Consider the following 26,219-nt stretch of genomic DNA (forward strand, 5'->3'; position numbering starts at 1 on the left):
TGAAAGTGCGCATTACCAGCCGGGGACGCGGTCGCTCAGTCGCCGGGGGACGGTGCGGGCCGTCATTACGACCACCGCCCACCACCCGGTCGCCTTCTCGGCCGAGCCCCTCTCCATCTCCGGCTTCCCGGCGACGAGAGCAGCAGCCGGCACGTCACCATCGCGGAGGCCGAGGAGATCGTGTCCGTCCTCGCTCACGAGGGCCGGGTCGCCCTGGCCCCGTGGACGATGCGTCCGGTAATGATCTTCAAGTCCGCGCCGCGCTGAGCGGGGCGTGGTCGGCGGCGACAAGCTCGGCGAATTCGGTGGCGAGGGGGCTGAGGGCGTCCCACTGGCGGGCCGCCCAGCCGACCGTGATGGGGGAGAGCGCCGGGATGGGGACGGTGCGCACCGGGCTGGCCGGCGAGAGTGTCAGCCTGGGCAGGGCCGGCAGTATGGCGTGGCCGATGCCGAGTTCGGTGAGAAGGACCGCTGTGTCCCAGTCGGCCACCCCGACGGTTTGTGAGGGCGCGCATCCGAGCCGCACGAAGTTCTCCTCGAGACGCCGGTGTGACGCGGAGTTGGCGGGATGCGCGATGTAGCGGATCGAACGGAGATCGCCGGGACCGATGCTCTCCCTGGCGGCAAGGGGATCATCGGCGTTGACCACCAGAACCCACGGCAGGTCGATGACCGGCCGCTGCTGGATGCCGGGAGCCGGCCGCCCCAGAGTGATCCAGGCCAGGTCCGCCTGCCCGCCCTGCAGGAGTTCCAGGCAGCGGCGGGTCGAATGGGCGGACTGGAAGTCCAGGGCCGCTTCGGGATGCCGATCGCGGAAGGCGGTGATGGCGTCCGGCATGAAGTGCCGAACCGTCACGCCCCCTGTGGTGATCTTCACGGTCCCGCCGTCGCCGTCGCGGAGTTCTCGAAGGCGGCGGACGGCGGAGTCGAGCGAGGTGATGCCGCCCAGCGCGGCCTGATACAGGATCCGGCCCGCGTCCGTCGGCGCGACCCCGCGGGGTTGCCGCTCGATCAGCGCGAGCCCGATCTCCCGTTCGAGCCGCTTGACGTGCTGGCTGACCGCCGACTGGCTGCAGGACAGGGTGCGGGAGACCGCGCTGAGGTTGCGGGTCTCGCACACGGCGATGAAGACCCGAAGGTCGTCGAGCGTCACTGACCCAAGTTAACTCTTGGGGCTTTATAAGCAAATCCAAGAATTGACTGGAATGTGCCGCGGCCCCAGGCTGAGGGGCGAACCGGATGGTTCCCAAGACGGCGGCAACCCGTCCGTGGTGCCCTGCGACGTGTGCTGGTGACCCGGGACATACGGCGGACGACGATCGGGCAGGCGGACGGGTGCCGACCTCTCCAGCGGGAGGGCACGCACATGACAACGGAACCGGCGGCCGGGGCCCGCGGGCGGGGCGCGGAGGAAGCGGCCGAACTTCTGCTGGCGCTGGGAGCGGATCGGCTGGAGCATCCGGGCGGCACGCTGTACGCCCATCTGCGGCGCGTGCACGCGCTGCTCAGCGAATGGGGAGCGCGACCCGAACTTCGCCTCGCGGGCCTGTTCCACGCTTTCTATGGAACCGACGGCTTTGGCCCGGCCCTAGGTGACCCCCATCGGCGCGGCGAGCTCACCGAGGTCGTCGGGGTGGAGGCCGAGCGACTGGTCTACCTGTACGCCAGTTGTGATCGTTCCCGGTCCTATCCGCATCTGACCTCGCCCGACGGTCCTTTCACCGACCGTTTCACCGGAGCCGTGCTTCGCCCACGGCCGGCTCGCCGCCGGGACTTCGCCGAACTCACCGTCGCCAACGAACTCGACGTCATGGCCGCGTCCCCCGCCCTGCGGGCCGCACATGGCCAGGCCCTGATCGACCTGTTCACCGCCTGGCGGCCGCTGCTCAGCCCGTCCGCTGCCCGCGCCGTCCGAACCTTCCGCGACCAGCCGTGAGCGAGACGCCCGCCATCCACGGACTCGGCTCATCGGGTGAGCTGCGCGGCTGGTCCTGCGGGGGCGCGCGGTGATGAGCTTGAAGGGGTGATCGCCGCACTGGAGCATGGGCGGACGACGCGGAGAGAAGGGCTGAACCAATCGTGACCGACCTTTCCGGCTTTGCCGAGCTGATACCTCTCGATCACGGACTGTGCGTGGTCAACACGGTGCGGGGCGATGGGAGCGTCCAGTCGTCGGTGGTCAACGCCGGGGTCCTGGAACATCCGCTGCGGGGAGGACGGGTCGTCGGGCTCGTCGCCACCGGCGGCTCCCGCAAGCTGCACAACCTGCGTGCCGACCCCCGGGTCACGGTCGTCGTCCGGGCGGGATGGCGATGGGCGACCGTCGAGGGAACCGCCGAGATCGTCGGACCTGACGACCCGCATCCCGATGTCGACGGCGAAGCGCTGAGGCTGATGCTGCGGGACATCTTCCGAGCAGCCGGCGGCACTCATGACGACTGGGACACCTACGACCGGGTGATGGCGGAGGAACGACGAGCCGCCGTGCTCATCGTCCCCCGCCGCGTCTACGCCAACCCGCAGACCTCCTGACGCGAGACGGGCCGTGGGCCGCCTCGCCGAGAGCGGTCCACGCGTTCGCGGGTCACCGGTTCACACCGAGAGGAGCGACTTGCCGACCGTGGTGCGGGCGGCCAGGGCGCGGTGGGCGTCGGCGGCGCGTGCCAGCGGGTAGACGGCGCCGATCGCCGGGCGGAGCCGTCCCCCCGCCGTCAGTCCCGGGTGAGTTCGAGGCGCAGGATGCGGTCGTCGCCAGGGCGTGGGTCGGTGCCTCCCCAGGTGGCCCCGTCGGTGTTGGACGTGGTGATCCACAGGGATCCGTCCGGGGCGCGTTCGACGGTGCGGATGCGGCCGTAGTCGCCGACGAAATGGTCGACGGGTTCCCCGGCCGCCTTGGAGCCGTCAACGGGGAGCTGCCAGAGCCGCCGCCCGCCCAGGGCTCCCATCCAGATCGACCCCTGGGCGTAGGCGATCCCGGAGGGTGAGGCGTCGTCGGGATGGACGGTGAAGATCGGCGGTTGGCCGGTGCCGCCCTCGGTTCCCTCCGTTTCGGGCCAGCCGTAGTCCAGGCCCGGCCGCAGGACGTTCAGCTCGTCCCAGGTGCGGTGGCCCAGCTCGGAGGCGTAGGCGGTGCCGTCGGGGCCGAACGCGATGCCCTGCACGTTGCGGTGGCCCGAGGAGTAGATGGGGGAGCCCGGCGCGGGGTTGCCGTCCGGGATGGATCCGTCCGGCCGGATCCGGAGTATCTTGCCGTTGAGGGAGTTCCCGTCGGCGGCGTTCTCGGGCAGGAACGCGTCGCCGGTCCCGATCCACAGGTCGCCTTCGGGGCCGAAGCGCAGCCGTCCGCCGTGGTGGCGGTCGGCCGTCTCGATCCCGTCGAGGAGGACGCGCTCCTGGCTGAGCGACCGCAGGTCCTCGGCGATATCGAGGGCGACGACACGGTTGGTCGGCGACGCCGAGACGTAGGCGTAGACGGTGCGGTCCTCGGCGAAGGCGGGTGAGGCGGCCAGGCCGAGCAGGCCGCCTTCGGCGCTCACCTCCACGCCGGGCACCTCGCCGACCAGTGCCGGTTCTCCGCCTCCGGCCGGGACGTGATGGATCTGCCCGGACGCGCGCCCGGACACCAGGGCCGAGCCGTCAGGAAGGAAGGCCAGCCCCCACGGCATGTCCAGCCCGGTGGCCAGTTCGGTCACCTCGCCAGGAGGCGCCGCCGGGGCGGAGCCCGTCCGGCCGGGGGTCTGCGGCGCGGATCCCGCGCATCCGGCGAGCACCGCTCCCGTCAGGGCGGTGGTCAGTGCCAGGGCGAGGGGACGCTTCGGGTGCATGGTGTGCCTCGATTTCCGCTGAATGGGTGCGGCCGCGTCATCGGCTGCCCGACCTGGTGGGGGTGAGCGGCCCGGCGAAGCACAGGCGCTCCATGAAGGCGGCCCGCGCCTGGTGGGCCGACCAGTTGACGTGTTCGACCGATGGCTGCGCACTGGTGCTCATGCGGAACCTCCCTCTCCGTATGTGGACGAGTCGTACACTAATCCATATATGGACTGATTGTCCATATAGTTCGGCGTGAAGGGTCGGGAGATGGCCGCCCGGCCCCCGGCTACAGTGGACGAGGAGCGCACATATGGAACCCACCGATACCCCCGAAGCCCCTCTGCTCAAGCCGGGACGCGGACGCCGCCGGGCCGAAGAGGTGCGCCGCGCGACGCTGGCCGCCACCGCCGAGCTGCTGCTCTCCGGCGGCATCCGGAGCGTGACCTTCGAGAAGGTCGCCGCACGCGCCGGCGTCAGCAAGATGACCCTGTACAAGTGGTGGGCGTCCCCGGGCGCGCTGGCCCTGGAGGCCTACTTCAGCGCCGTCGAGACGACCCTCGCCTTCCCCGACACCGGCGACGTGCGAGCCGACCTGTCCGCGCAGCTGCGCGCCTTCGTCGGCCTCCTCGACCGCGTCGGCGGCACCTTCGCCGAGCTGATCGGGGCCGCGCAGAGCGACCCCGAACTGTCGGCCGCCCTGTCCGACCAGTACGTCGTACCGCGCCGGCGGCTCGCCGTGAAACGCATGGCCGCCGCTCGGGAGGCGGGCCAGATCCGCGACGACGTCGACCTCGAAACGCTCGTCGACCAGCTCTGGGGCGCCTGCTACCACCGGCTGCTGCTCCCGGCCGAGCCGCTGAGCACCGGCTTCACCGACACGCTGGTCGCCAACCTCTTCGACGGCGTCGCCCCGGCCGAGGACGTCCCGGCAGACGTCGACGACCCCGAGTGGAACGACGACCACCACCCCGCGTCGCGGACGGCCGGCGCGGGGGCGGACCACCGGGAGGCGTGACCCGGCTCGGCGCCCGGACACCGCGGCGGCCGACGCCTACGGTCAGGTGGTCGTCGGCCCGCCGCGCTGACCGGCCGCCGGAAACGAGCACCCCGGCGGTCGCCCTGTCAGTCCAGCATGTCGGTCTGGTGCGCGATGGCACTGCGCACCAAGCCGACGGTCTCTTCCGCGTGCCCGAGTGCGACTCCGGCCGCCATCTCACGGACGTAGCGCCCGGTGCCGGTCAGGAGCTGCTCCGGGTCCTCCAGCAGGGCACCCTTGTGGAAGACCAGCTTGGCTCCCTTCTTCGGCACCGCGATGCCGCACAGCCAGTGATGCCAGTCGCCCATGACCGTGAAGGTCAGCCGCCCCCACTTGATCGATCGCTCCAGCCGGGGATCGGCCCTGGCGACCAGCGCGGAAAGCTCTTCCACCTGGCCGCGGACGTGCGCATCCAGGCCGTCCAGCCAGTCTTGTACTTCCGGCCCTCCGCCCAGTGTTCCGTCAACCATGTCCCCATCATGGTGCTCGCCACCGACAGTGCCGGGTTCAGCGTGTGGCCACGTGGGTCGTGGCGGTCGCCAGGAGGATGCAGGGGGAGCCACCCGGGCAGGCCGGGAAGGACCACATCCGCCCGGGCCAGGACGGCGGCGGCCCCGCCGGACAAGGCCAGGACGAGCGGGGCCAGTACGCGGGGAGTGAAGGGAACGTCGGCGTTGAGCAGCCCGAGCGACAACGTGGTCACGTCACGGGCGGGCCAGGTGCGGCCGGTCATCCAGTAGACGTGCAGGAGCGCGTCCAGCATGAGGACAGTGGCCACCAGGAGGGCCGCCATACCGCCCACACGTCCTCGAAGGAAGACGGCAGGACGGTCTCCTCCAGCAGGACGCCGGGGAACGAGGCCGCCACCGCGCGGAGCCGGCGTACGTCGTCGAGCTCGCCGAGTGGCCAGGTCATCGTGAGCTCCCTTCGGCACGCCAGCTCCGCCGGAAGCTCGCCCGGGCCCGGAACAGCCGCGACCGTACGGTCCCGGCCGGGACCCGCAGCATCCGCGCGGCCGACTCCTCGTCCAGGCCCTCCAGGTCGCGCAGCGTCAGCACGGCGCGGTGCTCGGGCGACAGCCGGTTCAGGACGTCGCGGACGTCGGCGGCCAGCGCCGGGTCGCCGGGCGCGGGCACCTCGGCGACCTCGGCTGGAACGGCCCGTGACGACTGCCTCGCCACCCGCACCGCCTCGCGTACGGCGATGACCCGCACCCAGCCGAAGAGGGCGGCGGGTTCACGCAGCGTCTTCAGGTTGCGCATGACGATGATCAGCGCGCGCGCGTCAGCGCCTCCTGAGCGGCGTCGGGGGCGTCCTGCAGCGCGATCGGCCCGCAGAGACGGCGCACGTACGGCGTGAGCGCGTCCAGAACCTCATGCAAGGCCATCAGGTCGCCGCGCTGCGCGCGCCTCACCACGTCGGCATCGACGTCGGGCCTGCTCACCCGCTCACCCTAGCCAGGCTCGGCGGACCCGAAGCCGGCCGGGTGGACGCCCGGCCCCGGCGGCGCCGCTCCATGAGCACCGAAGCCGGGCGGTTACGGGCGCAATTCTCGACATCCGGGGGGCCCGAAAACTGGTGGCTCTGGCCGTGGACACGTGCGGGGCAGCGAGGATCATCGGCGTCGTGAGCACCAACGAACCCCCCGCCGCAACTCCCACTGCCGCAAGCCGCCGGACGTTCCTCTCCCTCTCCACGGCCGCCGCCGTCACCGCGACCGCCGGTGCGGGCGTGGCGCTGACCGCCGTGCCCGCCGACGCGCGGGAGCGGGGCTGGCCGGACGGACCCGGCAAGCCCATCAGGAACCAGCCGCCGGACGCGGAACTGCGCGCGCTCCTGCGCGAGATCGACCGCGACCGCATCGAGGCGAACGTCCGCAAGCTGGTGAGCTTCGGCACCCGGCACACCCTGTCCGCCCAGGACGACCCGGACCGCGGCATCGGCGCCGCCCGCGACTGGATGCTCGCGGAGATGAAGCGGTACGCCGCCGCGTCCGGTGGACGGATGACCGCGGAACTGCAGTCCTACGTCCAGGAGCCCGCACCCCGCATCCCCGTCGCGACCCGGATCAGCAACGTCGTCGCGACGCTGCGCGGATCGGTCACCCCCGACCGGATCTACGTGGTCGCCGGCCACTACGACTCGCGGGTCAGCGACGTCATGAACGCCACGGCGTACGCGCCCGGCGCCGATGACGACGCGTCCGGAGTGGCGGTCGTCATGGAGCTCGCCCGGGTCATGGCCGAGCGCCGTCCGGAGGCCACCATCGTCTTCACCGCCGTGGCCGGTGAGGAGCAGGGCCTGTACGGCTCCAGGTACCAGGCGAAGCAGTACAAGTCGGCCGGCGCGGACGTGCAGGCGATGTTCACCAACGACATCGTGGGCAGCGCCACCGCCGACGACGGCACCCGCGACCCCCGCTCCCTGCGGCTGTTCGCCGAGGGCGTCCCCACCGCCGAGACCCCGGAGGAGGCCAATGTGCGGCGCGCGGTCGGCGGTGAGAACGACTCTCCCGCACGGCAGCTCGCCCGGTTCGTCTCGTCCGTCGCCGGCGACCACGCCACCGGCATGCGCATCCGGACGATCTACCGCCGTGACCGCTACCTGCGCGGCGGCGACCACATCGGCTACCTGGAGCAGGACTACCCCGCCGCCCGTTTCACCGAGCCCCACGAGAACTTCGCCCACCAGCACCAGGACGTCCGGGTGGAGGACGGGACGCAGTACGGTGACCTCCCCGAGTTCTGCGACTTCGCCTACATCGCCCGTGTCGCCAAGGTGAACGCCGCCACCCTGTGGTCGCTCGCCCAGGCCCCGGGAACGCCCAAGAACGCCCGCGTCCTCACCGACCGGCTCACCAACGACACCGACCTGGCCTGGGACCGCGGCCCCGAACCCGACATCGCCGGGTACGAGGTCGTGTGGCGGGCGACGACCAGCCCCGACTGGACGCATGTGATCCCCGTCGGGAACGTCACCGGGGTCCGCATCGACCTGTCCAAGGACAACGTCTTCTTCGGCGTCCGCGCCGTCGACCGGGACGGGCACCGCAGCCCCGTCGCGTTCCCCGTACCGGACTGACGAACACGGCGGAACCGGCGCGGTAGCGAACTGGAACTGCTGCGCCCGTCGATCGACTGCGCGGCCCTGCACACCATCGGCCCCGGGGGTGATCGCCATGACCAAGGCGCGATGAGTTCCGGCCGGGCCGCGGGTCTGTTCTGGTGTCGTACGACGCTGCCCGGCACGAGATCCACGGAGGACACCATGACGAACACGCCGGACGACCCGACCACCGCGCTGTCCGGGCGCCCGCCCGTCGTCGACCTGGCCACCTGGCAGGCCGCCCGTGATGAGCTTCTGGTCCGCGAGAAGGCCCACACCCGCGAGGGCGACGCCATCGCCGCGGCCCGCCGACGGCTGCCGATGGTGGAGTACCTACTCCACGACGGGCCGTGGCAACGAGCGGCCCAACGGGTCCATGGGCCTGCTCGACATGACGCCCTACGGCCGCCGCGAGGCGTGGGAGGACTACCCCGAGGGCCGGCCCGAGGCCCCTGAGGCCGGCTCGCCGGTCGGCGGGCACGGCTCGCCGGTCTGCTGGTACTGGCGCTCGGACGCCGGCGGGAACGCCGCCTGGGGCCCGGCCGGCCGCCCCGTACCGCAGTGGACCCGCCCCGGCGCGACCCCCGTGGAGACCCTCGGCCGGCGGAGCCACCACCACTGACGCGCTCCCTCGTCGACGGCGTCGGCCAAAGGCGTTAGGCGCCGCCCCGCGACCTCCTACGCTCCGTCATGGCTGCCGAGCCGTCCCGTCTGACGGTGCGATGACCGCCAACGGCAAGGAGCGCGTCATGCCCCTCCTCCACACGGTGGGGATAACGGTCGGCTGCGTCCTGGCCCTCGCGCCGGCCCTGCCGCCCTCCGCACGTCCCACCAAAAGGTGGCCGCACGTCGTCATGGCGCTCGGCATGGCGGCCGGGCATCTGGGCGGCTGGTTCCTCGCCGTCGCGGTGCTCGCGCTGCTGACCGCCGGCTGGCTCTGCGGCTCCCCCTGCCGCCGTGCGGAGACCGGTCATCACGTCCAGGACTTCGGGATCATGTTCATCCTCTTGGTGCTGACGGCGTTCAGCGGCCCCGATCTCGCCGGCGCTCCGTCCGGGCACGCGCATGGAGGCGGTTCGCCGGCCACGGTGGCCCTGGTCATCGGGCTGGCCTGGACCGGTGCTCGGCTCATCCGCCTTCTGCCCGAGCGGGACGGGAAGCGAAGGGCGATCGGCCAGGATCTGTGCTCTGCCGGAATGGCGGCCAGCATGGCCTTCATGGCCGCGCTGTCGCTCTGATGGGCCCAGAGCCGTTCCGGGCCCTCGGGGATGGTGGTGTCGGGAAGCCCCAATGGCGCCCGTATATACGACTAGGGCGGCTGCGGTAGCGCGGGCGCCGCCTACTGCGGGCGGAGTACGGGCGGCATCGTCCGCCGGCAGGACGACGCGGCTCCGGGCGGCGAATACCGTCGGCATGTGATGAAGCTGAGGAAGCACGCCGAAGTGATAGGGGCGTGCGGGCTTGCGGTCGCGCTCGTGGCGGGCACGCTGGCGGGGCGCCGCCAGGGCGAACCCGTCGGGCCGCTCGAGATCGCCTTGCTGGTGCTTCCTTCGCTGGCCGTGGCCGCGCGGCGGCGGGCTCCGCTGGCGGTGGCCGCGGGGACGAGCGTCACGGCCGCCGCGTACTACGCCCTGGGCGGCCCGGGGATCTGCGCGGCCGTCCCCGCCGTCATCGGGATCTACACGCTGATGGGCGCCGGTGCACGGCTCGCCGCGGTGCTCGTCGGCGCGTCCCTGGCGGCGGCGATGTACGTGATCGAGGCGGCGCGCCGGGCCGGCGACCATGAGAGCTTCCTCTGGATCGTGGGCTGGGTGACGGCGATGCTGGTGATCGGGGAGATGACCCGCAACCGGCGGGACTATCTGCTGGCGGTGGAGCAGCGCGCGGCCGAGGCGGAGCGGACGCGGGAGGAGGCGGCGCTGCGGAGGGCGGGCGAGGAGCGCCTCTGGATCGCCCAGGAACTGCACGACACCCTCACCCACAGCATCTCGGTCATCAACGTGCAGGCGGGCATGGCCGTCCATCTGATCGACCGGGATCCCGCGCGCGGCCGTGAAGCGCTGATCGTGATCAAGGAGGCGGGGCGGGACGCGATGCGGGAACTGCGCGGCACGCTGGGCATCCTGCGCCAGGTCGACGGGGACGGGGGCGAACCCGGCCTCGATCGCCTGCCGCGGCTGGTGGAGCGGGCGCGGGCCGCGGGGCTGACCACGAACTACGAGGTGCGGGGCGAGCCGCGCCGGCTGCCCGCGGACGTCGACCGCGCCGCCTACCGCATTCTGCAGGAGGCGTTGACGAACGTGCTCCGCCATGCCGGGCGCGCCCCCGTGTCGGTGATCATCGAATACCGTCCCGGCAAGGTCGTCCTGGCGGTGGACAACGACCGCGCCGGGTGCGGGACGCCGCCCGCGGCCGGAAGCGGGATGGGACTGGTCGGGATGCGGGAGCGTGCGATGGCGGTGGGCGGCACGCTGACCGCGGGACCGGTGGCGGACGGCGGGTTCCGCGTCCGCGCGGAGCTCCCCCTGTGAGCCGCGCGGTGAGTGTCAGCGGGGGGCGTCGATGAAGGCGGCGAAGCCGTCGTGGAGGCGGGTCAGGCCGAATTCGAAGAGCTGCTCGTAGGAGAAGTCGAAGGTGTTGTCGGCGAGGTCGGCCATGGTCGGGAAGGCGCCGCTGTTCATCGCGTCCATGAGGGTCGGGGTCTGGGCCCGCCAGAACTCCTCGTTGCTGACGCCGGTCCGCTTCTCGGCGCGGCGCTCGTTGATGTAGCTGCGCGCGACGCCGTCCACGTAGTCGCTCTGGACGCCGATCATCATGAGCAGGGACCGGTCGTCGATGCCGGTGGGACGCAGCTGGCTGAGGAGCCGGTCGAGGCCGCGCAGGCCGTTGGGGCCGAGGAGCGGGCGGCTCTGGTCCACGAACGGGTACCAGGGGTGGTCCATGCACAGCCGCCAGTGGTGGTGGGCCTCGGCCGTCAGGATCTCCCGCCAGCCGTGCGCCTCGTCCTCCTCGGGGACGTCGATGACGTGGTCGAGCATGAGGTCCAGCAGTTCGCTCTTGCCGGGGACGTAGCGGTAGAGCGACATCGTCCCGACGCCCAGGTGGGTCGCGATGACGCGCATGGACAGCGCTTCGAGGCCCTCGGTCTCGGCGAGCTCGTCGGCGACCTCGACGGCCGCCGCGACGATCCGGTCGAGGCTGAGCGTGGGCGGGCGTCCGCGGGCCGGGCGGGTTCTGTCGCCCCACAGCAGCTCCAGGCTCCGGCCGAGGTCGCGTTCGCCGCCGTGCTCCGTCGTCATCGTTCGCCCTGCTCCTGGCTGTGCGGCACCGGCCGGTGCCGCCGTACAGACGCTATCGCCCCCACTTAGGGTATGGTGTACGCGAATTAGTGTATCGTGTACCCGAAGTAGGTGCGAACGGGAGGCGGCATGGCGGACAACGCGATCCTCGCCGAGGGGATCCACAAGAGCTACGGGGACAAACGCGCGCTCGACGGCTTCGACCTCGCGGTACCGAAAGGCATGGTGTACGGCCTGCTCGGCCCGAACGGCGCGGGAAAGACCACCGCCGTGCGGATCCTGACCACGCTCGTCCGGCTGGACGGCGGGCGAGCCGAGGTCACCGGGCTCGACGTCGCCACCCGGCCCCGGCAGGTGCGCCGGCGGATCGGGCTGGCGGGGCAGCACGCCGCGGTGGACGAGGTCCTGACGGGACGGCAGAACCTGCGCATGTTCGGCAGGCTGTTCCACCTGGGCAAGAAGCGGGCGGCGGAGCGCGCCGACGAGCTGCTGGAGCGGTTCGACCTGGTGGAGGCCGCCGACAAGGGACTCAAGCAGTACAGCGGCGGGATGCGCCGCCGGCTCGACCTCGCCGCCAGCATGATCCTGGCGCCGGACGTCCTGTTCCTGGACGAGCCGACCACCGGCCTCGATCCGCGCGGCCGGAACGAGGTGTGGCGGTCGGTCCGGTCGCTGGTCGCGCAGGGCACGACCGTCCTGCTGACGACGCAGTACCTGGACGAGGCGGACCAGCTCGCCGGGCGCATCGCCGTCCTCGACCACGGCAGGGTCATCGCGGACGGCCCGCCCCAGTCGCTGAAGCAGCTGATCGGCGGCGACCGCATCGAGGTGGTGGTGCGCGACCCCGCGACCCTGCCCGCCACGGCGGCCGTGGTCGCCCGCGTCGCGTCCGCCGAGCCGCAGATCGACGAGGCCGCGGCACGGGTGCACGCGCCGGTCACCGAACGGGTGGCCGCGCTGACCGAGGTCGCCCGCACGCTCCAGGACGACGGCATCGCCGTGGAGGACATCGGGCTGCGGCGTCCAACGCTCGACGAGGTGTTCCTGCGCCTCACCGGACACCACGCCGACGAGAAGGAAGACGACGAGAAGAAGAAGGTGGGAGCGTGAGCGTCGAAAGCAAGACGGCCGACGACGACGGGCTCGGCACGCGCCTCTACTGGGCCGTCGCCGACAGCTGGACGATCGTCCTCCGGGGCCTGACCCACTACGTCCGGCAGCCCAGCAACATCGCCTGGCAGCTCGGATTCCCCATCGTCTCGGTGCTGCTGTTCGGCTACGTGTTCGGCAGCGCGATGTCGGTCCCCGGCGGCGGCGACTACCGCGAGTTCCTCATGCCGGGCATGTTCGGCATGACGATGGCGATGGGCTTCATGAACACCGCGTACGTCGTCGTCTACGACAGCGCGCGCGGCGTCACCGACAGGTTCCGGTCGATGCCGATGGCCCCTTCGGCCGTCGTCACCGGGCGGGGGTTCGGCGACCTGATCGGCGCGACCCTCGACCTCGCGGTCCTTGCCCTCACGGCACTGGCGATCGGCTGGCGCTCCAGCGCCGGCCTCCTCGGCACACTCGCCGCCTTCGGCCTGTTCCTCCTGCTCCGCTTCGCGCTGATCTGGATCGGCGTGCTCCTCGGTCTCCTGGTGCCCAACGAGGAGGCCGCCGGAAGCCTGTTCGCCGTCGCGTTCCCCTTCGCGATGATCTCCAGCGCGTTCGTGGCGCCGTCCCTCATGCCGGACTGGCTGGGCACGATCGCCATGTGGAACCCGGTGTCGTCCACGGTGACGGCGTCCCGTGAACTGTTCGGCAACCCGGCGGCGGTCGGCGACACCTGGATCGAGCAGAACGCCCTCCTGATGGCGATCGTCTGGCCGATCATCATCACCGCGGTCTTCCTGCCCCTGGCCGTCCGCCGCTACCAGCGCCTGAGCCGCTGACGCGGCCTGCCGGGGGACGCGTGAGCCGGGGGACGCGTGAGCCGCGCCCCCCGGCCGCGTCCGTCAGCCGGGGGGCATGTCGGTCCAGGACGCACTGATCGTCATGGTGCGGGGCGACCAGAGGGTGGGGCCGCCGGGCATGGCGTAGAAGTTGGTGCTGCGCACCTGGCCGGTTTCCGGGTCCACGACCAGCCTGGCCTGGTGACCGCCGGAGACGGGGAACCGCAGCCCCCGGCCGCCGTCGGCCTCCCCCGCGCTCGTCACGCCGGGGTAGGAGGCGATCGCTCGGAAGGCGGCACCACGCACTTTCGGCGCGGCGGGGATCGTGGTGACCAGGGACACGAGGTCGAGGAAGAGGAGCCTCTCCCGGTCGGCTTCGGTGAGTTCGCCCGCGCTGGTCCGGAGCCTGGTCCGCCGGACGGCCTCGGCGATCCTCGCCTTGAGGGCGTCGGGGTCGGCCGGCAACCTCTGGATCTCCTCGAAACTCACCGGGACTCCCCCCAGCGTGACCACGGACCGGAACGGCGACTTGTGAAGCTTCCCGCCCGTCTTCACGTTGTCCCGGAGCCACGTCTCGCCGCTGCGGGTGGTCCAGCGCTCACGGATCAGGGGGGTCCGCGGGCCGGTTTCCGCCTTCGGCTGCACGATCCGGACGTACCAGTAGGTGCCCCTGCCCTCCGGTGTGCGTTCGGCGGAGGTGGCGGCGGCGAGAAGGACCTGCCTGGCCGACATGGGGGACGGTGGCCCGTTGGGCGGAGTGGTGGGCTCGGCCGGCCCGGAGACGACGACCGCGGTGGCCGCCGCGGCTCCGGCGAGGGTCAGGCCGGCGGCGAGCCAGCCGGTCGTGCGCCTGCGGGACGGGCGGCGGCGCATCGCGTTCTGGAGCCGGTGCCGGCCCTCGTCGACCGTCTCGGGGGACGGGTCGGGCTTGCGCAGCGCGGTGGCGAGCGTCTGCAGGTCATCCATGGAACGCCTCCCTGTCGATGGCTTCGTTGAGCTTCTTGCGGGCACGGCTCAGGCGGGAGCCGACCGTCCCGTAGGAGATCCCGAGCGCCTGCGCGACCTCTTCATGGCTGAGCTGGCCCAGCGCCACGAGGAGGACGACGTCGCGTTCTCCTCGCGACAGGGCCGTCAGCGCCGCCGCGAGTTCGGGCCTCATCCGCTGGGCGGCGACGGAGGCGACGACGCGGTTCTCGTGGCCTCCGTCGGAGGGCTCCGGCGCCGCCGCCAGCGCCCGGTAGTGCCGGGCCTCCGTCCGGCGGTGCCGGGCCACCAGGTTGGTGGCGATGCCGAAGAGCCAGGGCCGCAGCTCGCCGCGCCCGGGGTCGAACCGGTCGCGTTCGGCGAACGCCGTGAGGAACGTTTCGGCGGCGACGTCCTCACCGGCCTGCACGTCCAGGCGCCCTGCCACGTACCGGTAGATGTCGCGGTAGTGGCGGTCGTAGACGGCGGTGAACAGCTCCGGGTCGCGTTGGAAGCGGGCGGCGAGATCGGCGTCCGTCAGGTCCCCGTCCACGCCGGCGCTCAAATCCGTGTCTCTCTCATGCCGTGCCTCCGGAGCGGAAGTGGATGGCTTACACCGGTACTTCGCACGAACGCCGGATCGCTTTCCGGGGCGCGGGTGGCGGAGGGTGCGGGCCATCGGCGAAATCGTGCCGTCCCGGCCCTCTTGACCCAGGTCACGGGTGGTGCCAGCGTGAGAGGTGATGGAGAAAAGGGGGACCCATCATGACGGAAATCAAGAGCATCGAGAAGCCGGACGAGCGAAGGGACTTCCCAAGGGGGCACCTGGAGGTCGTCCAGCTGTCGGGGCTGCTTTTCGGCAAGGCGACGTTCGAGCCCGGATGGCGCTGGTCGGAGTCGCTCAAGGACATCGCGGGCACCGAGCTGTGCGAAGCGGAGCACAAGGCTTACGTCGTCCAAGGCCGGATGCGCGTCCGCATGCGGGACGGCTCCGAGGGAGAGGTCGGCCCCGGGGACGTCTTCGTGCTGCCGCCCGGCCATGACGGCTGGGTCGTCGGGGACGAGCCGTGCGTGATGTTCGACTTCGGGGGCGGCGCGGAAGAGTACGCCAAGGCCTGAGTTCGCCTGCGCGGGTCGCCCGGGGACGCGTGCCCCGGGCGACCCGCGAACGGCCGGAGTTTGGCTCGGGGCGGCCCGCCGCGGGGGTCGGCGCGGGGGACCCTTCCGCTGACGGCCGTTTCGAAGACGTGATCCGCGCCGATGTGCCGCATTCCGCCCGCATTTACAACTTCTGGCTCGGCGGGAAGGACCACTACGACATCGACCGCGAGGTCGGCGAACAGGTCATTCAAGCAGAACCAGGCTTTGTTGAGCAGATGCGACACAATCGGGCATTTCTCGGCCGTGCCGTCGAATACATGGTGCGCGAGTGCGGCATCCGCCAGTTCCTCGACATCGGCACCGGTCTCCCGACGGCCGAGAACACCCATGAGGTCGCGCAGCGCGCCGCCCCCGAATGCCGCGTCGTCTACGTCGACAACGACCCGATCGTGCTCGCGCACGCCCGCGCGCTGCTGACCAGCACCCCGGAGGGGGCGACCGACTACATCGACGCGGACATGCACGACACCGGCAAGATCCTCGCCGCCGCGGCCGAGACGCTCGACTTCGGCGAGCCCGTGGGGGTCATGATGCTCGGCGTCATCGTCCACATCGGCGCCGACGCCGACGCCCGCTCCCTGATCGACGAGCTCATGGGCGCCACCTGCTCGGGCAGCCACCTGGCGATCTCCGTCAACACCAACGTCGTGAACCCGGAGAACATGGAACGTGCCGCCGCCGCCTACAACGCGGCGTTCGGCAACCCGCCGGTCCATCTGCACACCCCCGAGCGGCTCGCCACGTTCTTCACCGGCTTGGAAATGGTCGAACCCGGTGTGGTGTCGGTGGGCCGGTGGTACCCGCCCGGCACGGCGCCGTCCAGGGGAGAGGCCCCCGAGATGGACGCGTTCGTCGGCGTCGCGCGTAAGCCCTGATCACAAAGGAAACGGTCACAGAACGTGCCCGGCCGCGGCCCGGCGGGGTTCCAGGCGGGGCCGCGGCGCGGACACGGCCGGGGCCTGGCGTGAATTGACGACGCGGTGGGCCGCGCGGCCGGGTAGCTTCTAGAGATGAACGTTCGGCCGACTCTTGAGGACATTCGGCGTGCGCCGAAGGTGTTGCTGCACGACCACCTGGACGGTGGGGTGCGGCCCGGGACCGTCGCGGACCTCGCGCGGGAGTCCGGATACGCGGACCTGCCGGCCACCGACCCGGACAACCTCCGGGAATGGTTCGAGGCGGCCGCCAACTCGGGGTCGCTGGAGCGCTACCTGGAGACGTTCTCCCACACCGTCGGGGTGCTGCAGTCCGTCGAGGCGCTCACGCGGGTGGCGTACGAGTGCGCGGAGGACCTCGCCAAGGACGGGATCGTCTACGCGGAGGTCCGGTACGCGCCCGAGCAGCATCTCACCGCGGGGCTGTCGCTGGAGCAGGTCGTCGAGGCCGTCCTGGACGGGTTCGCGCGGGGCGGCCAGGACTTCGGGATCCGGGTCGGGACGCTGGTGACGGCGATGCGGCACCAGGCGCGGAGCATGGAGATCGCGGAACTGGCAGTCCGGTACCGGGACGCGGGCGTCGTGGGGTTCGACATCGCGGGCGCCGAGGCGGGGTACCCGCCCACCCGGCACCTGGACGCGTTCGAGTACCTGCAGCGGGAGAACGCGCACTTCACCATTCACGCGGGTGAGGGGTTCGGGCTGCCGTCGATCTGGCAGGCGATCCAGTGGTGCGGCGCCGACCGGCTCGGGCACGGGGTGCGGATCATCGACGACATCGAGGTGGACGGGGAGGACGCCAGGCTCGGGCGCCTCGCCGACTATGTCCGGGACAAGCGGATTCCGCTGGAGATGTGCCCCACGTCCAACATCCAGACGGGCGCGGCGAAGTCGATCGCGGAGCATCCGATCGGGCTGCTGCGGCGGCTGAGCTTCCGGGTCACCGTGAACACCGACAACCGGCTGATGAGCGGGACGTCGCTGTCGAACGAGTTCGCGCAGCTCGTCGAGGCGTTCGGATACGGGTGGGACGATCTGCAGTGGTTCACGGTCAACGCGATGAAGTCGGCGTTCGCGCCGTTCAACGAGCGCCTCGAACTCATCAACGGGCTGATCAAGCCCGGTTTCGCGCAGCTCAAGTGGAGCGGCGCCCGGCCCCTGGCATGATCGAGCCATGACGATTCGTTCCACCGGCGGGCGTGTCGCGGCGTACGCGTGGCTGGTGTTCGCGGTGCTGAACCTCGCCGACCTGGTGTTCGGCATCACCGGCGACGCCGACTACTCGCTGATGACGCTCGGCATCGGCGTGCTGTTGCTGCTGGGCTGCGGGGTCGCGTACGCGGTCGGGCTGCGGCCCGCGATCATCGGAGACGACGAGGCCGTCACGGTCCGCAACCCGCTGCGGGAGGTCCGGGTGCCGTGGGGGGCGGTCCGCGGGATCCAGGGCGGGAACGCGGTGACGGTGCGGTTCACCGGCCCGGGCGGGACGGAACTGGAGACACGGGCCTGGGTTCATCAGACGTCGCCGCGGGCCCAGGCCAAGGCGGAGGCCCGTGCCCGTAAAGAGGAGAGCAAGACGCAGGGCATCGATTTGCGGGGGCGGACACCGGCGGCGTACGCGGCGCAGCAGCTGAACGAGATCCTTGACCGTCAGCGTCCGAAGACCAGGTCGGGAGCACCGGACAAGGCCGCCGCCGCCAAGGCGGAGTCCGAGAAGGCCAAGGAGCCGGCGCGGGGGACGGTGCGCTGGTCCGTTCCGGCGGTGGTGTCGCTGGCGGTCCCCGCGGCGGTGCTGGTCGTCCTCGCCATCGTGGCCGCTGTCACCTGAGGGCTGCGGAGAGGTCGGCGCGGAGGGCGTCCAACTGTGCGGCGGCGCGCGCGCGGACCGTCGTGATGTCGTCGTCGACGGGGAGGACGACCTCCAGGTAGCACTTGAGCTTCGGCTCCGTCCCGGATGGGCGGATGACCACCCGTGAGCCTCCGTCCAAGCGGAACCGCAGGCCGTCGGTGGGCGGCAGGCCGTCCGCGCCGTGGGAGAGGTCGTCGAACGACGTGACCGGCCGTCCGCCGAGCAGGGCCGGGGGATCGGTGCGCAGACGGGTCATCATCGACGTGATCCGCGATGGAGGGGCCGAGCGGAGCTCATCCGTCGAATGGTGCTGGGCGGGGGCCGGAGGACGGTCGTCCACCCTGATCGACAGCTGGGACGTGGCGTGCAGGCCGTGTTCGCGGGCCTGGTCGTCCAGGAGGTCGAGCAGCGTGCGGCCCTCACGGCGGGCACCGGCGGCGAGCGCGGCCACGGCGAGGGCGGCGCCGATGCCGTCCTTGTCGCTGACGAGCACGCCGCGGTCGTCGCCGACGCTGTAGCCGAGGGCCTCCTCGTAGCCGAACACGAGCCGGCCGCCCGCGCCGTCCGTCGGTCCCGCGCCGCCGGCCTTCATGATCCATTTGAAGCCGGTGAGGGACTCGGCGAACCGGACACCGTGCGCCGCCGCGATCGAGCGCAGCAGCGACGACGACACGATCGTGGTGACGACCAGGCGGTCATCGCCGGTGGTGTGCTGCAGGACGTGCTCGGCGAGCAGCCCCCCGAGCTCGTCCCCGGTCAGCGCCCGCCAGCCGCCGCCCGCCGGGACGGCGACCGCGCAGCGGTCCGCGTCGGGGTCGTTGGCGATCACCAGATCGGCGCCACGGGCGCCGGCGAGGGCGAGGGCCAGACCGAGCGCGCCCGGCTCCTCCGGGTTCGGAAAGGCGACGGTCGGGAAGTCCGGGTCGGGTTCGGCCTGCTCGGGCACGACGGCCGGGGCGGGGAATCCGGCCCGGTCGAACGCCTGGAGCAGGACGTCCCGCCCCACCCCGTGCATCGGCGTGTACACGACGGAGATGTCGCGGTCGTCGCCGAGCCGCAGCGACGACACCGCGTCCAGGTAGAGGCCGGCGTCGTCGTGGACGGGCCACCCCTCGCCGAGCGGCAGTTCGTCCACGCGGCCGACGGCGTCGATCGCGGCGGAGATCTCCGCGTCCAGCGGCGGGACGATCTGTGCTCCGTCCGCCCAGTACACCTTGTAGCCGTTGTCGCGCGGCGGGTTGTGGCTGGCGGTCACCATCACGCCCGCCACGATGTCGTCGAACGTCCGGGTGAAATGGGCGAGGACGGGCGTCGGGACCGGTCCGGCGAACACCTCGGGCCGCAGGCCCGCCCCGCTGAGCACGGCCGCCGTGTCGTCGGCGAACCGCCGGGAGCCGTGCCGCGCGTCGAACCCGATGATCACCCGGCCGTCGCGGGGGAGGCGGGCGGCGAGCCCGGCGGCGGCGCGCATCACCGTCACCCGGTTCATCCGGTTCGGCCCGGCGCCCAGCTCGCCCCGCAGCCCGGCCGTCCCGAACTCCAGCCGCGCGCCGAACCGGTCCGCGAGGGCCCGGTCGTCGCCCTCGTCCAGGAGCGCCCGGAGTTCGGCGCGGGTGCCCGGGTCGGGGTCCTGCGCCAGCCACTCCTCCGCCTGCGCGCGAAGATCACTCATACTTTCGTTTTCTCCACGGCCCACGGTTTCACAGTTTGGTCAGGACGGTGCCGAGCAGGGTGCCCATGCGGCCGGCGGACGCGCGTCCGGCCGCGAGGACCTCCTCGTGGTCGAGGGGCTCGTCCGACAGCCCGGCCGCGATGTTGGTGACCAGCGAGATCCCGAGGACGTCGGCCCCGCCCTGCCGGGCCGCGACCGTCTCCAGGACGGTCGACATCCCGATCAGGTCGGCGCCCAGCGTCCGCAGCATCCGGATCTCGGCGGGCGTCTCGTAGGTCGGGCCGCGGAACGCCGCGTACACGCCCTCCGACAGCGTCGGGTCGGCCTCCTTCGCGAGGGCCCGCAGCCGCGCCGAGTACGCCTCGGTCAGGTCGAGGAACGTGGCGCCGCTCAGCGGGTTCGCGCCCGACAGGTTCAGATGGTCGGTGATCAGCACCGGGTCGCCCACCCTCTGGTGCTCGGGCCGCAGCCCGCCCGCCGCGTTGGTCAGGACCATGGTCCGCACCCCGGCGGCCAGCGCCGTCCGGACGGGGTGCACCACCGCGTCGACACCGCGTCCCTCGTACAGGTGCGTCCGGCCGAGGAACACCAGGGCGCGGTGCCCGCCGACCTCGACGACGCGGACGCGTCCCGCGTGGCCCTCGACGGCGGGGGGCGCGAACCCCGGCAGCTCCGTCACCGGCAGCTCGGCGGCGGGCTCGCCGAGCGCGTCGGCGGCGGGGATCCAGCCGGAACCCATCACGAGGGCGACGTCGAAGGAGTCGATGGACGTGCGGGCGCGCAGTTCGTCCGCGGCGTTCCTCGCCAGTGCAAAAGCGTCGGTGCTCACATCGCCGACACTACAGGCGTGATCGCCGCGTCCCCGCCGTGCCGTCCCAGAGGGTCCCCGGACCAGGAGTCAGTCTCCGAGCGACTTGCAGGGACGGGTGCGCAGGTCTTTGACGTAGTCGTCGGGCGCGCCGGCCTTCTCCGCCGCGTCCGCGAGGATGCCGAGGTAGCGCGCGGACGGGAGCCCGCCCTCGTAGTCGTCCAGGACGTACAACCAGCACAGCACGTCGCCGTCGAGGGTCTGCACCCGGACCCTGATCTTGCGGTAGACGTCGAGCGCGGCGCCCTCCCAGGCGTCGAGCTCCTTCTCGTCCCAGGCCGGCACGTCGTACATCACGACGAAGACCTGCTCGGAACCGTCCTCGACGACCGTCGCGAGGGCCCCGTCCCAGTGCTTGTCCTGCCCCCCGAAGGTCAGCCGCCATCCGGCCAGCCAGCCGGTGCCGCGCATGGGCGAATGCGGAGCCCGGCTCGCCATCTGCTCGGGATCCATGTTGGAGGCGTACGCCGCGTACAGTGCCACGTTGGCCAAGGCTAACTCACACGCGCGCCGCGACCGGAGCGAAGCGCGGATTGCGGGCGGCGTATATCCGGGGGTTCGGGAGCCGGTCCCGAAAGGTGTCGGCGTCACGCGCCCGCCCGGCGCCGCGATCAGGCGGGGGCGACGGGTCAGGCGTCCCGATGTTCGGGGATGCCCCGGGACGAGTCGCCGCCACGGGAACCCGACCGCCGCGAAGCGGGACGGGGGACGCAGGAGGCGGATGTGCGGCGGAAACTGGTCCGCGGCGGGACTTTTCACTGTCTGGAGTAGGAAAGAATGGAAGATGTGACCCGCATCGTGATCATCGGAGGGGGCCCGGGCGGTTACGAGGCCGCGCTCGTCGCGGCGCAGCTCGGCGCCGACGTGACCGTCGTCGAACGCGACGGTCCGGGCGGCGCCTGCGTGCTCACCGACTGCGTGCCCTCCAAGACGCTCATCGCCACCTCGACCCGAATCTCCGTCATGTCCGAGTCGGCCGGCCTCGGCCTGCGCTTCAACGGCGGCCCAGACGGGATCGTCGGGGCCCTGGAGGCCGACCTGGCCACCGTCAACACCCGCGTGAAGGACCTCGCGCGGGCCCAGTCGTTCGACGTGGCCGAACGGCTCGCCTACGAGGAAGTCAAGATCGTCCGCGGTGAGGCGCGGCTGATCGAGCCGCATGTCGTCGCGGTCGGCGACCGGCGCATCCGGGCCGACATCGTGCTCGTCGCCACCGGCGCGACGCCGCGCGTGCTGCCCGGCGCGGAACCGGACGGCGAACGCATCCTGAACTGGCGCCAGCTGTACGACCTGCCGGAACTGCCCGAGGACCTGATCGTCGTCGGCTCCGGCGTGACGGGCGCCGAACTGGCCGGGGCCTACATGTCGCTGGGATCGAAGGTCACGCTGGTGTCGTCGCGCGACCGGATCCTGCCGACCGAGGACGCCGACGCCGCGGCCGTCCTGCAGGAGGTGTTCCTGCGGCGCGGGATGAACGTCATGTCGCGATCCAGGGCGGCGGGCGTGGAGCGGTCCGGCAACGGCGTGATCGTCACGCTGGAGGACGGGACGAAGGTCGAGGGCACGCACTGCCTGATGACCGTCGGGATGGTGCCGAACACCACGGGCATGGGCCTTGAGGACGTCGGCGTCCGGTGCGACGCGCGCGGCTTCGTGGAGGTCGACAAGGTGTCGCGGACGTCCGTCCCCAACATCTACGCCTCGGGCGACTGCACCGGCATCCTGATGCTCGCGTCGGTCGCCGGCATGCAGGGACGCATCGCCATGTGGCACGCGCTGGGCGAGGCCGTGCAGCCGCTGAAACTCGGCTGGGTCGCGTCCAACATCTTCACCGACCCGGAGGTCGCGTCGGTCGGCGTGACGCAGCACATGGTCGACTCCGGGGACGTCAACGCCCGGACGGTCATGCTGCCGCTGTTCACGAACGCGCGGGCCAAGATGCAGGGCTTCGAGGACGGTTTCGTGAAGCTGTTCTGCCGGCCGTCCACCGGGATCATCCTCGGCGGCGTCATCGTGGCTCCCCGGGCGAGCGAACTGATCCTCGGCGTGTCGATCGCCGTCCAGCAGCATCTGACCGTCAACCAGGTGGCCCAGACGTTCGCGGTCTACCCGTCGCTGTCGGGCAGCATCACCGAGGCGTCCCGGCGGCTGATGGCCGAGCACGCCTACTAAGGGCGTGCCCGGCCTCCCGGCCGGGCGACCGGACCGCTTGGAAGGACGCCGGGCCGCGTTCGCTAGAAGCCGCCGAAGTCGCCGCCTCCGCCGAACCCGCCGAAGTCGCCGCTGCCGAAGTCCCAGCCTCCGCCGATGTCCCCGCCGTCTCCGCCGAAGCCGCCCATGCCGTCTCCGTGGCCGCCGTAGCCGAAGCCGCCCATCATCGAGCCGAGCATGGTGCCGACCATCAGGCCGCCGAGCAGGTCCATCCCGCCGTAGCCGCGGTAGTAGCCGCCGGCGTAGGGGCCGTACGCGGGACCCGCGTCCCAGTACGGCCGCCGGGCGCCGCCGTACGGCACCATGCGGACGTCCGGGTCCGTCCCGTGCAGGATGGCGTCGGCGTCGGCCTCGCACGCCGGGACGGAACGCGCGACACCGCCCGGGGGCGCCCACGTGACGTCCTTCACGGACGGCCCGTGCTGCGGGTTGAAGAAGCACGGCGCGCGCCGTTCGGGGATCGGGTCGCCGGCGAGCCGGGCCCGCGTCGCCGTCATGTAGTAGCGGCCGTCCTCCAGTGAGGTCGTGACCTCCTGCATGTCCTGCGGCCGGGTGGCGCGTTCGGTCGCCGTCTTGGCGCTGTCGTAGGAGTTCATCGCGCGTTCGTAGTCGGAGCGGATGTCGGGATCGAGATCCTTGTCCATGACGTTGAGGTCCAGGCGGGCGATGTCCTCGCCGAGGAGCGTCACGTCCTCCTCCACGCCGCTCTTGAGGTCGGCCATCTCCTGGGCCGCGCGGTCGCGCTGCCGCCTCCGGGAGACGAGGAGCACGCCGGCCGCCAGCGCGGCCACCATGATGAGCACGCCGAGGGTCACGAACCCGCCGATCGCGCTCGTCCGGGCCTTGTCGTCGACCTTGTTCTCGGCGAGTTCGCCGAACTCGATCAGGCGGTCCTTCAGCGGCGCGCCGTTGGTGCGGGTGACGAGCCGGTTGATCTCCTGGTTGTCGAGCTTCTTGGAGATCGCGCTCATGCGCTGCCCGTCGGCGGTGACGGCCACGTAGGTCTCGCCCTCGCCGACGCGGTTCGCGACGGCCTGGAGCATCTGCCCGACCTCGGCGCCGGAGACGCCGTTGCGGACGACGACGGCGCGGATGTCCGCGTCGCCGGCGCCGGCCAAGGCATTCTTGATCTCGTTCTGGTCGGCCGGGGACAGCACGTTCCCGGCTTCGCTCGTCACGTAGAGCCGCGAGTCGATCAGGGCGTTGGCGATCTGCCCGACGGTGTCGGCCGACGCGGCCCGCGGCGCGGAGAGGGTCTGCGCCGTGGCCGTCTGCGTGATGGCCGTCTGCGTGACGGTCGTGTGCGCTGCGACTGTGCGTGTGGTTGCGGGCTGTTCCGTGGCGGCCTGTGCGGGGGCGGTGAAGGCGAACGCCGGCACGGCGACGGCGGCGGCGATGATCGCCGAGACGGCGCCCCGGCGTGCCGCCTGGTTGGCCCGGATCTCGGTGCTCATGCCTCTAGTCTGCCCACGTGGCGGCCCGGATCGCTTCCTCCGAGGGACCTATTTGCGGCCGAGTTCAATGGTGGCTGCCCCTCAGACCGGAAACCGCCCCGCCCGAAATCGGACGGGGCGGCTCTACCGGCCTGTTCCGGCGGGTTCAGCTGTCCTTGATCTCGCAGATGACGGCGCCGGCGGAGACGGTCTGCCCGACCTCGGCGGCCAGTCCGGTGAGCGTCCCGGCCTTGTGGGCGGTGAGCGGCTGCTCCATCTTCATCGCCTCCAGGACCACGATGGTGTCGCCGGCCTCCACCGTCGCGCCGTCCTCGACGACGATCTTGACGATGGTGCCCTGCATGGGGCTGACCAGCGAATCACCGGACGCCTTCGCGCCGCCGCCCTTCCGGCCTCCGCGCTTCCTGGCGGGCTGGGCGTCGCCCGCGGCGCCCGTGGACGCCCCGAGGCCCGCGGGCAGGACGACCTCGATGCGCCGTCCGCCGACCTCGACCGTGACGCGCTCACGTTCGCCCTCGTCCCCGTCCCCGGCGACGGGTGTCTCGTAGGGCGGGATCCGGTTGTCGAACTCGGTCTCGATCCACCGGGTGTGGACGGAGAACGGCGTCGCGTCGTCCTCCGGGACGAACGCCGGGTCGTCCAGCACCGCCCGGTGGAACGGCAGCACCGTCGGCATCCCGTCGATGACGAACTCGGCCAGCGCGCGGCGGGCCCGCTCGGCCGCCTGCCGGCGCGTGGAACCCGTCACGATCAGCTTCGCGATCAGGGAGTCGAACGCCTGCGGGACGGTCTGCCCGGCGCCGTAGCCGGTGTCGAGCCGGACGCCGGGGCCGGTCGGCGGCTCCCACCGGGTCAGCGTGCCGACGGCGGGCAGGAACCCGCGCCCGGCATCCTCGGCGTTCAGCCGGAACTCGATCGAGTGGCCGCGCAGCTCCGGGTCGCCGTAACCGAGCTCCTCGCCGTCGGCGACGCGGAACATCTCCCGGACGAGGTCGACCCCGGTGACCTCCTCGGTGACGGGATGCTCCACCTGGAGACGCGTGTTGACCTCCAGGAACGAGATCGTCCCGTCCTGGCCGACGAGGAACTCGCACGTCCCCGCGCCGACGTACCCGGCCTCCTTCAGGATGGCCTTGGACGAGGTGTACAGCAGCTCGACCTGCTCGTCCGACAGGTACGGCGCCGGGGCCTCCTCGACGAGCTTCTGGTGCCGCCGCTGGAGCGAGCAGTCGCGGGTGGACACGACGACCACGTTGCCGTGCTTGTCGGCGAGGCACTGGGTCTCCACGTGCCGCGGCCTGTCCAGGTACCGCTCGACGAAGCACTCGCCGCGCCCGAACGCGCCCACCGCCTCCCGGACGGCGGAGTCGTACAGCTCGGGGACCTCCTCCAGCGTCCGCGCCACCTTCAGGCCGCGCCCGCCGCCGCCGTACGCCGCCTTGATCGCGATCGGCAGGCCGTGCTTCTTCGCGAACGCGACGACCTCGTCCGCCCCCGAGACGGGGTCCTTGGTGCCGGCGACCAGCGGCGCGCCGACCTTCTGGGCGATGTGCCGGGCCTGCACCTTGTCGCCCAGCGCGATGATCGCGTCGGGCGGCGGACCGATCCAGGTCAGCCCCGCGTTCTCGACGGCCGCGGCGAAATCGGCGTTCTCCGCCAGGAACCCGTAGCCGGGGTGGACGGCGTCCGCGCCGGCGTCCGCGGCGATCTTCAGAAGCTTCTCAATGTTCAGGTAGCTCTCGGCCGCCGTCTGTCCACCCAGGGCGAACGCCTCGTCGGCGACCCGAACGTGCAGCGCCTCCAGATCGGGCTCGGCGTACACCGCCACACTGGCCAGGCCCGCATCACGACAGGCACGGGCTATACGAACCGCGATCTCACCGCGGTTGGCGATCAGGACCTTGCGCACGTGGGTCTCC

The 26,219-nt window shown here is 71.8% G+C and carries 32 protein-coding genes; 15 read left to right on the top strand and 17 right to left on the bottom strand.

The window, feature by feature from the left end:
• Positions 1 to 12: 12 nt before the first annotated feature.
• Positions 13 to 198 carry a hypothetical protein gene (locus ACTWPP_RS16055; protein ID WP_443105030.1) on the bottom strand — a complete coding sequence of 62 codons (186 nt, stop codon included), beginning with the start codon at positions 196 to 198 and terminating at the stop codon, positions 13 to 15.
• Between the two features lie 49 nt (positions 199 to 247).
• Positions 248 to 1,153, bottom strand: a complete 906-nt coding sequence (locus ACTWPP_RS16060; RefSeq protein WP_443105031.1) for a LysR family transcriptional regulator — start codon at positions 1,151 to 1,153, stop codon at positions 248 to 250.
• Between the two features lie 213 nt (positions 1,154 to 1,366).
• Between ACTWPP_RS16060 and ACTWPP_RS16065 the strand changes: the two genes are divergently transcribed.
• Positions 1,367 to 1,936, top strand: coding sequence for a DUF6817 domain-containing protein (locus ACTWPP_RS16065; RefSeq protein ID WP_443105032.1), 570 nt, complete (start codon positions 1,367 to 1,369; stop codon positions 1,934 to 1,936).
• Positions 1,937 to 2,079: 143 nt separating this feature from the next.
• Positions 2,080 to 2,532, top strand: a complete 453-nt coding sequence (locus ACTWPP_RS16070; RefSeq protein WP_443105033.1) for a TIGR03618 family F420-dependent PPOX class oxidoreductase — start codon at positions 2,080 to 2,082, stop codon at positions 2,530 to 2,532.
• 60 nt (positions 2,533 to 2,592) lie between these two features.
• On the opposite strand, the gene ACTWPP_RS16075 is transcribed toward ACTWPP_RS16070, so the two are convergent.
• The 3 genes from ACTWPP_RS16075 to ACTWPP_RS16085 are packed head-to-tail and all read right to left on the bottom strand — an operon-like array spanning position 2,593 to position 3,987.
• Complete coding sequence (locus ACTWPP_RS16075; RefSeq protein WP_443105034.1) at positions 2,593 to 2,811, bottom strand: zinc-binding dehydrogenase; 219 nt, start codon at positions 2,809 to 2,811, stop codon at positions 2,593 to 2,595.
• A complete protein-coding gene (locus ACTWPP_RS16080) occupies positions 2,712 to 3,824 on the bottom strand; it encodes a PQQ-dependent sugar dehydrogenase (protein ID WP_443105035.1) in 1,113 nt (370 codons plus the stop codon). Before ACTWPP_RS16080 ends, ACTWPP_RS16075 begins: the two co-directional genes overlap by 100 nt.
• A gap of 37 nt (positions 3,825 to 3,861) precedes the next feature.
• Positions 3,862 to 3,987 carry a hypothetical protein gene (locus ACTWPP_RS16085; RefSeq protein ID WP_443105036.1) on the bottom strand — a complete coding sequence of 42 codons (126 nt, stop codon included), beginning with the start codon at positions 3,985 to 3,987 and terminating at the stop codon, positions 3,862 to 3,864.
• 133 nt (positions 3,988 to 4,120) lie between these two features.
• Between ACTWPP_RS16085 and ACTWPP_RS16090 the strand changes: the two genes are divergently transcribed.
• Positions 4,121 to 4,825, top strand: a complete 705-nt coding sequence (locus ACTWPP_RS16090) for a TetR/AcrR family transcriptional regulator (RefSeq protein WP_443105037.1) — start codon at positions 4,121 to 4,123, stop codon at positions 4,823 to 4,825.
• A 107-nt stretch (positions 4,826 to 4,932) separates the two neighbouring features.
• Here ACTWPP_RS16090 and ACTWPP_RS16095 read toward each other — a convergent pair whose 3' ends face one another.
• From ACTWPP_RS16095 to ACTWPP_RS16110, 4 genes are all read right to left on the bottom strand, one after another.
• Positions 4,933 to 5,316, bottom strand: coding sequence for a DUF1801 domain-containing protein (locus ACTWPP_RS16095; RefSeq protein ID WP_443105038.1), 384 nt, complete (start codon positions 5,314 to 5,316; stop codon positions 4,933 to 4,935).
• Between the two features lie 259 nt (positions 5,317 to 5,575).
• Positions 5,576 to 5,761 carry a hypothetical protein gene (locus tag ACTWPP_RS16100; protein ID WP_443105039.1) on the bottom strand — a complete coding sequence of 62 codons (186 nt, stop codon included), beginning with the start codon at positions 5,759 to 5,761 and terminating at the stop codon, positions 5,576 to 5,578.
• Positions 5,758 to 6,108 (bottom strand): RNA polymerase sigma factor, encoded by a 351-nt coding sequence (locus tag ACTWPP_RS16105; RefSeq protein WP_443105040.1) that lies wholly within the window; start codon positions 6,106 to 6,108, stop codon positions 5,758 to 5,760. The genes ACTWPP_RS16100 and ACTWPP_RS16105 overlap by 4 nt, the downstream gene beginning before the upstream one ends.
• A gap of 8 nt (positions 6,109 to 6,116) precedes the next feature.
• Positions 6,117 to 6,290 (bottom strand): hypothetical protein, encoded by a 174-nt coding sequence (locus tag ACTWPP_RS16110; RefSeq protein ID WP_443105041.1) that lies wholly within the window; start codon positions 6,288 to 6,290, stop codon positions 6,117 to 6,119.
• Between the two features lie 182 nt (positions 6,291 to 6,472).
• On the opposite strand from ACTWPP_RS16110, the gene ACTWPP_RS16115 reads away from it, so the two are divergent.
• The 5 genes from ACTWPP_RS16115 (at position 6,473) to ACTWPP_RS16135 (ending at position 10,482) form a co-directional block, all read left to right on the top strand.
• Positions 6,473 to 7,927: a M28 family metallopeptidase gene (locus ACTWPP_RS16115; protein ID WP_443105042.1), complete on the top strand. Its 1,455-nt coding sequence runs from the start codon at positions 6,473 to 6,475 to the stop codon at positions 7,925 to 7,927.
• A 186-nt stretch (positions 7,928 to 8,113) separates the two neighbouring features.
• On the top strand, positions 8,114 to 8,407 hold the full coding sequence (locus tag ACTWPP_RS16120; protein WP_443105043.1) for a DUF899 family protein: 294 nt from the start codon (positions 8,114 to 8,116) through the stop codon (positions 8,405 to 8,407).
• Positions 8,328 to 8,573 (top strand): hypothetical protein, encoded by a 246-nt coding sequence (locus ACTWPP_RS16125; RefSeq protein ID WP_443105044.1) that lies wholly within the window; start codon positions 8,328 to 8,330, stop codon positions 8,571 to 8,573. Before ACTWPP_RS16120 ends, ACTWPP_RS16125 begins: the two co-directional genes overlap by 80 nt.
• A 127-nt stretch (positions 8,574 to 8,700) precedes the next feature.
• Positions 8,701 to 9,189, top strand: a complete 489-nt coding sequence (locus ACTWPP_RS16130; RefSeq protein WP_443105045.1) for a hypothetical protein — start codon at positions 8,701 to 8,703, stop codon at positions 9,187 to 9,189.
• 180 nt (positions 9,190 to 9,369) lie between these two features.
• A complete protein-coding gene (locus ACTWPP_RS16135; RefSeq protein WP_443105123.1) occupies positions 9,370 to 10,482 on the top strand; it encodes a sensor histidine kinase in 1,113 nt (370 codons plus the stop codon).
• Between the two features lie 15 nt (positions 10,483 to 10,497).
• On the opposite strand, the gene ACTWPP_RS16140 is transcribed toward ACTWPP_RS16135, so the two are convergent.
• Complete coding sequence (locus ACTWPP_RS16140; protein ID WP_443105046.1) at positions 10,498 to 11,250, bottom strand: TetR/AcrR family transcriptional regulator; 753 nt, start codon at positions 11,248 to 11,250, stop codon at positions 10,498 to 10,500.
• A 129-nt stretch (positions 11,251 to 11,379) separates the two neighbouring features.
• Between ACTWPP_RS16140 and ACTWPP_RS16145 the strand changes: the two genes are divergently transcribed.
• On the top strand, positions 11,380 to 12,360 hold the full coding sequence (locus ACTWPP_RS16145; protein ID WP_443105047.1) for an ATP-binding cassette domain-containing protein: 981 nt from the start codon (positions 11,380 to 11,382) through the stop codon (positions 12,358 to 12,360).
• Positions 12,357 to 13,187, top strand: coding sequence for an ABC transporter permease (locus ACTWPP_RS16150; RefSeq protein WP_443105048.1), 831 nt, complete (start codon positions 12,357 to 12,359; stop codon positions 13,185 to 13,187). The genes ACTWPP_RS16145 and ACTWPP_RS16150 overlap by 4 nt, the downstream gene beginning before the upstream one ends.
• A 63-nt stretch (positions 13,188 to 13,250) precedes the next feature.
• On the opposite strand, the gene ACTWPP_RS16155 is transcribed toward ACTWPP_RS16150, so the two are convergent.
• Both ACTWPP_RS16155 and ACTWPP_RS16160 read right to left on the bottom strand, forming a co-directional pair.
• Complete coding sequence (locus ACTWPP_RS16155) at positions 13,251 to 14,153, bottom strand: CU044_5270 family protein (protein WP_443105049.1); 903 nt, start codon at positions 14,151 to 14,153, stop codon at positions 13,251 to 13,253.
• Positions 14,146 to 14,703 (bottom strand): RNA polymerase sigma factor, encoded by a 558-nt coding sequence (locus ACTWPP_RS16160; protein ID WP_443105050.1) that lies wholly within the window; start codon positions 14,701 to 14,703, stop codon positions 14,146 to 14,148. Before ACTWPP_RS16160 ends, ACTWPP_RS16155 begins: the two co-directional genes overlap by 8 nt.
• Before the next feature lie 212 nt (positions 14,704 to 14,915).
• On the opposite strand from ACTWPP_RS16160, the gene ACTWPP_RS16165 reads away from it, so the two are divergent.
• The 4 genes from ACTWPP_RS16165 to ACTWPP_RS16180 all read left to right on the top strand — a co-directional run bounded on the left by ACTWPP_RS16165 (position 14,916) and on the right by ACTWPP_RS16180 (position 18,074).
• Positions 14,916 to 15,269, top strand: a complete 354-nt coding sequence (locus ACTWPP_RS16165) for a cupin domain-containing protein (protein ID WP_443105051.1) — start codon at positions 14,916 to 14,918, stop codon at positions 15,267 to 15,269.
• 128 nt (positions 15,270 to 15,397) lie between these two features.
• Positions 15,398 to 16,186 (top strand): SAM-dependent methyltransferase, encoded by a 789-nt coding sequence (locus ACTWPP_RS16170; protein ID WP_443105052.1) that lies wholly within the window; start codon positions 15,398 to 15,400, stop codon positions 16,184 to 16,186.
• A 135-nt stretch (positions 16,187 to 16,321) separates the two neighbouring features.
• A complete protein-coding gene (locus ACTWPP_RS16175; RefSeq protein WP_443105053.1) occupies positions 16,322 to 17,413 on the top strand; it encodes an adenosine deaminase in 1,092 nt (363 codons plus the stop codon).
• A gap of 7 nt (positions 17,414 to 17,420) precedes the next feature.
• Positions 17,421 to 18,074 carry a PH domain-containing protein gene (locus tag ACTWPP_RS16180; RefSeq protein WP_443105054.1) on the top strand — a complete coding sequence of 218 codons (654 nt, stop codon included), beginning with the start codon at positions 17,421 to 17,423 and terminating at the stop codon, positions 18,072 to 18,074.
• Here ACTWPP_RS16180 and ACTWPP_RS16185 read toward each other — a convergent pair.
• The 3 genes from ACTWPP_RS16185 to ACTWPP_RS16195 form a co-directional block, all read right to left on the bottom strand.
• Entirely contained in the window at positions 18,067 to 19,767 is a 1,701-nt protein-coding gene (locus ACTWPP_RS16185; RefSeq protein ID WP_443105055.1) for a phospho-sugar mutase, read from the bottom strand. The genes ACTWPP_RS16180 and ACTWPP_RS16185 overlap by 8 nt on opposite strands.
• A gap of 28 nt (positions 19,768 to 19,795) precedes the next feature.
• Entirely contained in the window at positions 19,796 to 20,596 is an 801-nt protein-coding gene (locus ACTWPP_RS16190; protein WP_443105056.1) for a purine-nucleoside phosphorylase, read from the bottom strand.
• Between the two features lie 69 nt (positions 20,597 to 20,665).
• Complete coding sequence (locus tag ACTWPP_RS16195; protein WP_131981518.1) at positions 20,666 to 21,118, bottom strand: gamma-glutamylcyclotransferase; 453 nt, start codon at positions 21,116 to 21,118, stop codon at positions 20,666 to 20,668.
• Between the two features lie 303 nt (positions 21,119 to 21,421).
• On the opposite strand from ACTWPP_RS16195, the gene ACTWPP_RS16200 reads away from it, so the two are divergent.
• Entirely contained in the window at positions 21,422 to 22,807 is a 1,386-nt protein-coding gene (locus ACTWPP_RS16200; RefSeq protein WP_443105124.1) for an NAD(P)H-quinone dehydrogenase, read from the top strand.
• Positions 22,808 to 22,869: 62 nt separating this feature from the next.
• Here ACTWPP_RS16200 and ACTWPP_RS16205 read toward each other — a convergent pair whose 3' ends face one another.
• Positions 22,870 to 24,300: a hypothetical protein gene (locus tag ACTWPP_RS16205; protein WP_443105057.1), complete on the bottom strand. Its 1,431-nt coding sequence runs from the start codon at positions 24,298 to 24,300 to the stop codon at positions 22,870 to 22,872.
• Positions 24,301 to 24,445: 145 nt separating this feature from the next.
• Complete coding sequence (locus ACTWPP_RS16210; protein WP_443105058.1) at positions 24,446 to 26,209, bottom strand: acetyl/propionyl/methylcrotonyl-CoA carboxylase subunit alpha; 1,764 nt, start codon at positions 26,207 to 26,209, stop codon at positions 24,446 to 24,448.
• Between the last annotated feature and the right edge of the window lie 10 nt (positions 26,210 to 26,219).

This window comes from Actinomadura sp. 3N407, from assembly GCF_052245875.1.
Taxonomy (GTDB): Bacteria; Actinomycetota; Actinomycetes; order Streptosporangiales; family Streptosporangiaceae; genus Spirillospora.

Excerpts from the sequence above, each read along its gene's own strand:
- ACTWPP_RS16100 (WP_443105039.1), bottom strand. The coding sequence starts at position 5,761 with ATGACCTGGCCACTCGGCGAGCTCGACGACGTACGCCGGCTCCGCGCG.
- ACTWPP_RS16080 (WP_443105035.1), bottom strand. The coding sequence starts at position 3,824 with ATGCACCCGAAGCGTCCCCTCGCCCTGGCACTGACCACCGCCCTGACG.
- ACTWPP_RS16125 (WP_443105044.1), top strand. The coding sequence starts at position 8,328 with ATGGGCCTGCTCGACATGACGCCCTACGGCCGCCGCGAGGCGTGGGAG.
- ACTWPP_RS16130 (WP_443105045.1), top strand. The coding sequence starts at position 8,701 with ATGCCCCTCCTCCACACGGTGGGGATAACGGTCGGCTGCGTCCTGGCC.
- ACTWPP_RS16085 (WP_443105036.1), bottom strand. The coding sequence starts at position 3,987 with ATGAGCACCAGTGCGCAGCCATCGGTCGAACACGTCAACTGGTCGGCC.
- ACTWPP_RS16140 (WP_443105046.1), bottom strand. The coding sequence starts at position 11,250 with ATGACGACGGAGCACGGCGGCGAACGCGACCTCGGCCGGAGCCTGGAG.
- ACTWPP_RS16155 (WP_443105049.1), bottom strand. The coding sequence starts at position 14,153 with ATGGATGACCTGCAGACGCTCGCCACCGCGCTGCGCAAGCCCGACCCG.
- ACTWPP_RS16065 (WP_443105032.1), top strand. The coding sequence starts at position 1,367 with ATGACAACGGAACCGGCGGCCGGGGCCCGCGGGCGGGGCGCGGAGGAA.
- ACTWPP_RS16175 (WP_443105053.1), top strand. The coding sequence starts at position 16,322 with ATGAACGTTCGGCCGACTCTTGAGGACATTCGGCGTGCGCCGAAGGTG.
- ACTWPP_RS16205 (WP_443105057.1), bottom strand. The coding sequence starts at position 24,300 with ATGAGCACCGAGATCCGGGCCAACCAGGCGGCACGCCGGGGCGCCGTC.
- ACTWPP_RS16095 (WP_443105038.1), bottom strand. The coding sequence starts at position 5,316 with ATGGTTGACGGAACACTGGGCGGAGGGCCGGAAGTACAAGACTGGCTG.
- ACTWPP_RS16180 (WP_443105054.1), top strand. The coding sequence starts at position 17,421 with ATGACGATTCGTTCCACCGGCGGGCGTGTCGCGGCGTACGCGTGGCTG.
- ACTWPP_RS16185 (WP_443105055.1), bottom strand. The coding sequence starts at position 19,767 with ATGAGTGATCTTCGCGCGCAGGCGGAGGAGTGGCTGGCGCAGGACCCC.
- ACTWPP_RS16165 (WP_443105051.1), top strand. The coding sequence starts at position 14,916 with ATGACGGAAATCAAGAGCATCGAGAAGCCGGACGAGCGAAGGGACTTC.
- ACTWPP_RS16145 (WP_443105047.1), top strand. The coding sequence starts at position 11,380 with ATGGCGGACAACGCGATCCTCGCCGAGGGGATCCACAAGAGCTACGGG.
- ACTWPP_RS16105 (WP_443105040.1), bottom strand. The coding sequence starts at position 6,108 with ATGCGCAACCTGAAGACGCTGCGTGAACCCGCCGCCCTCTTCGGCTGG.
- ACTWPP_RS16120 (WP_443105043.1), top strand. The coding sequence starts at position 8,114 with ATGACGAACACGCCGGACGACCCGACCACCGCGCTGTCCGGGCGCCCG.
- ACTWPP_RS16090 (WP_443105037.1), top strand. The coding sequence starts at position 4,121 with ATGGAACCCACCGATACCCCCGAAGCCCCTCTGCTCAAGCCGGGACGC.
- ACTWPP_RS16135 (WP_443105123.1), top strand. The coding sequence starts at position 9,370 with ATGAAGCTGAGGAAGCACGCCGAAGTGATAGGGGCGTGCGGGCTTGCG.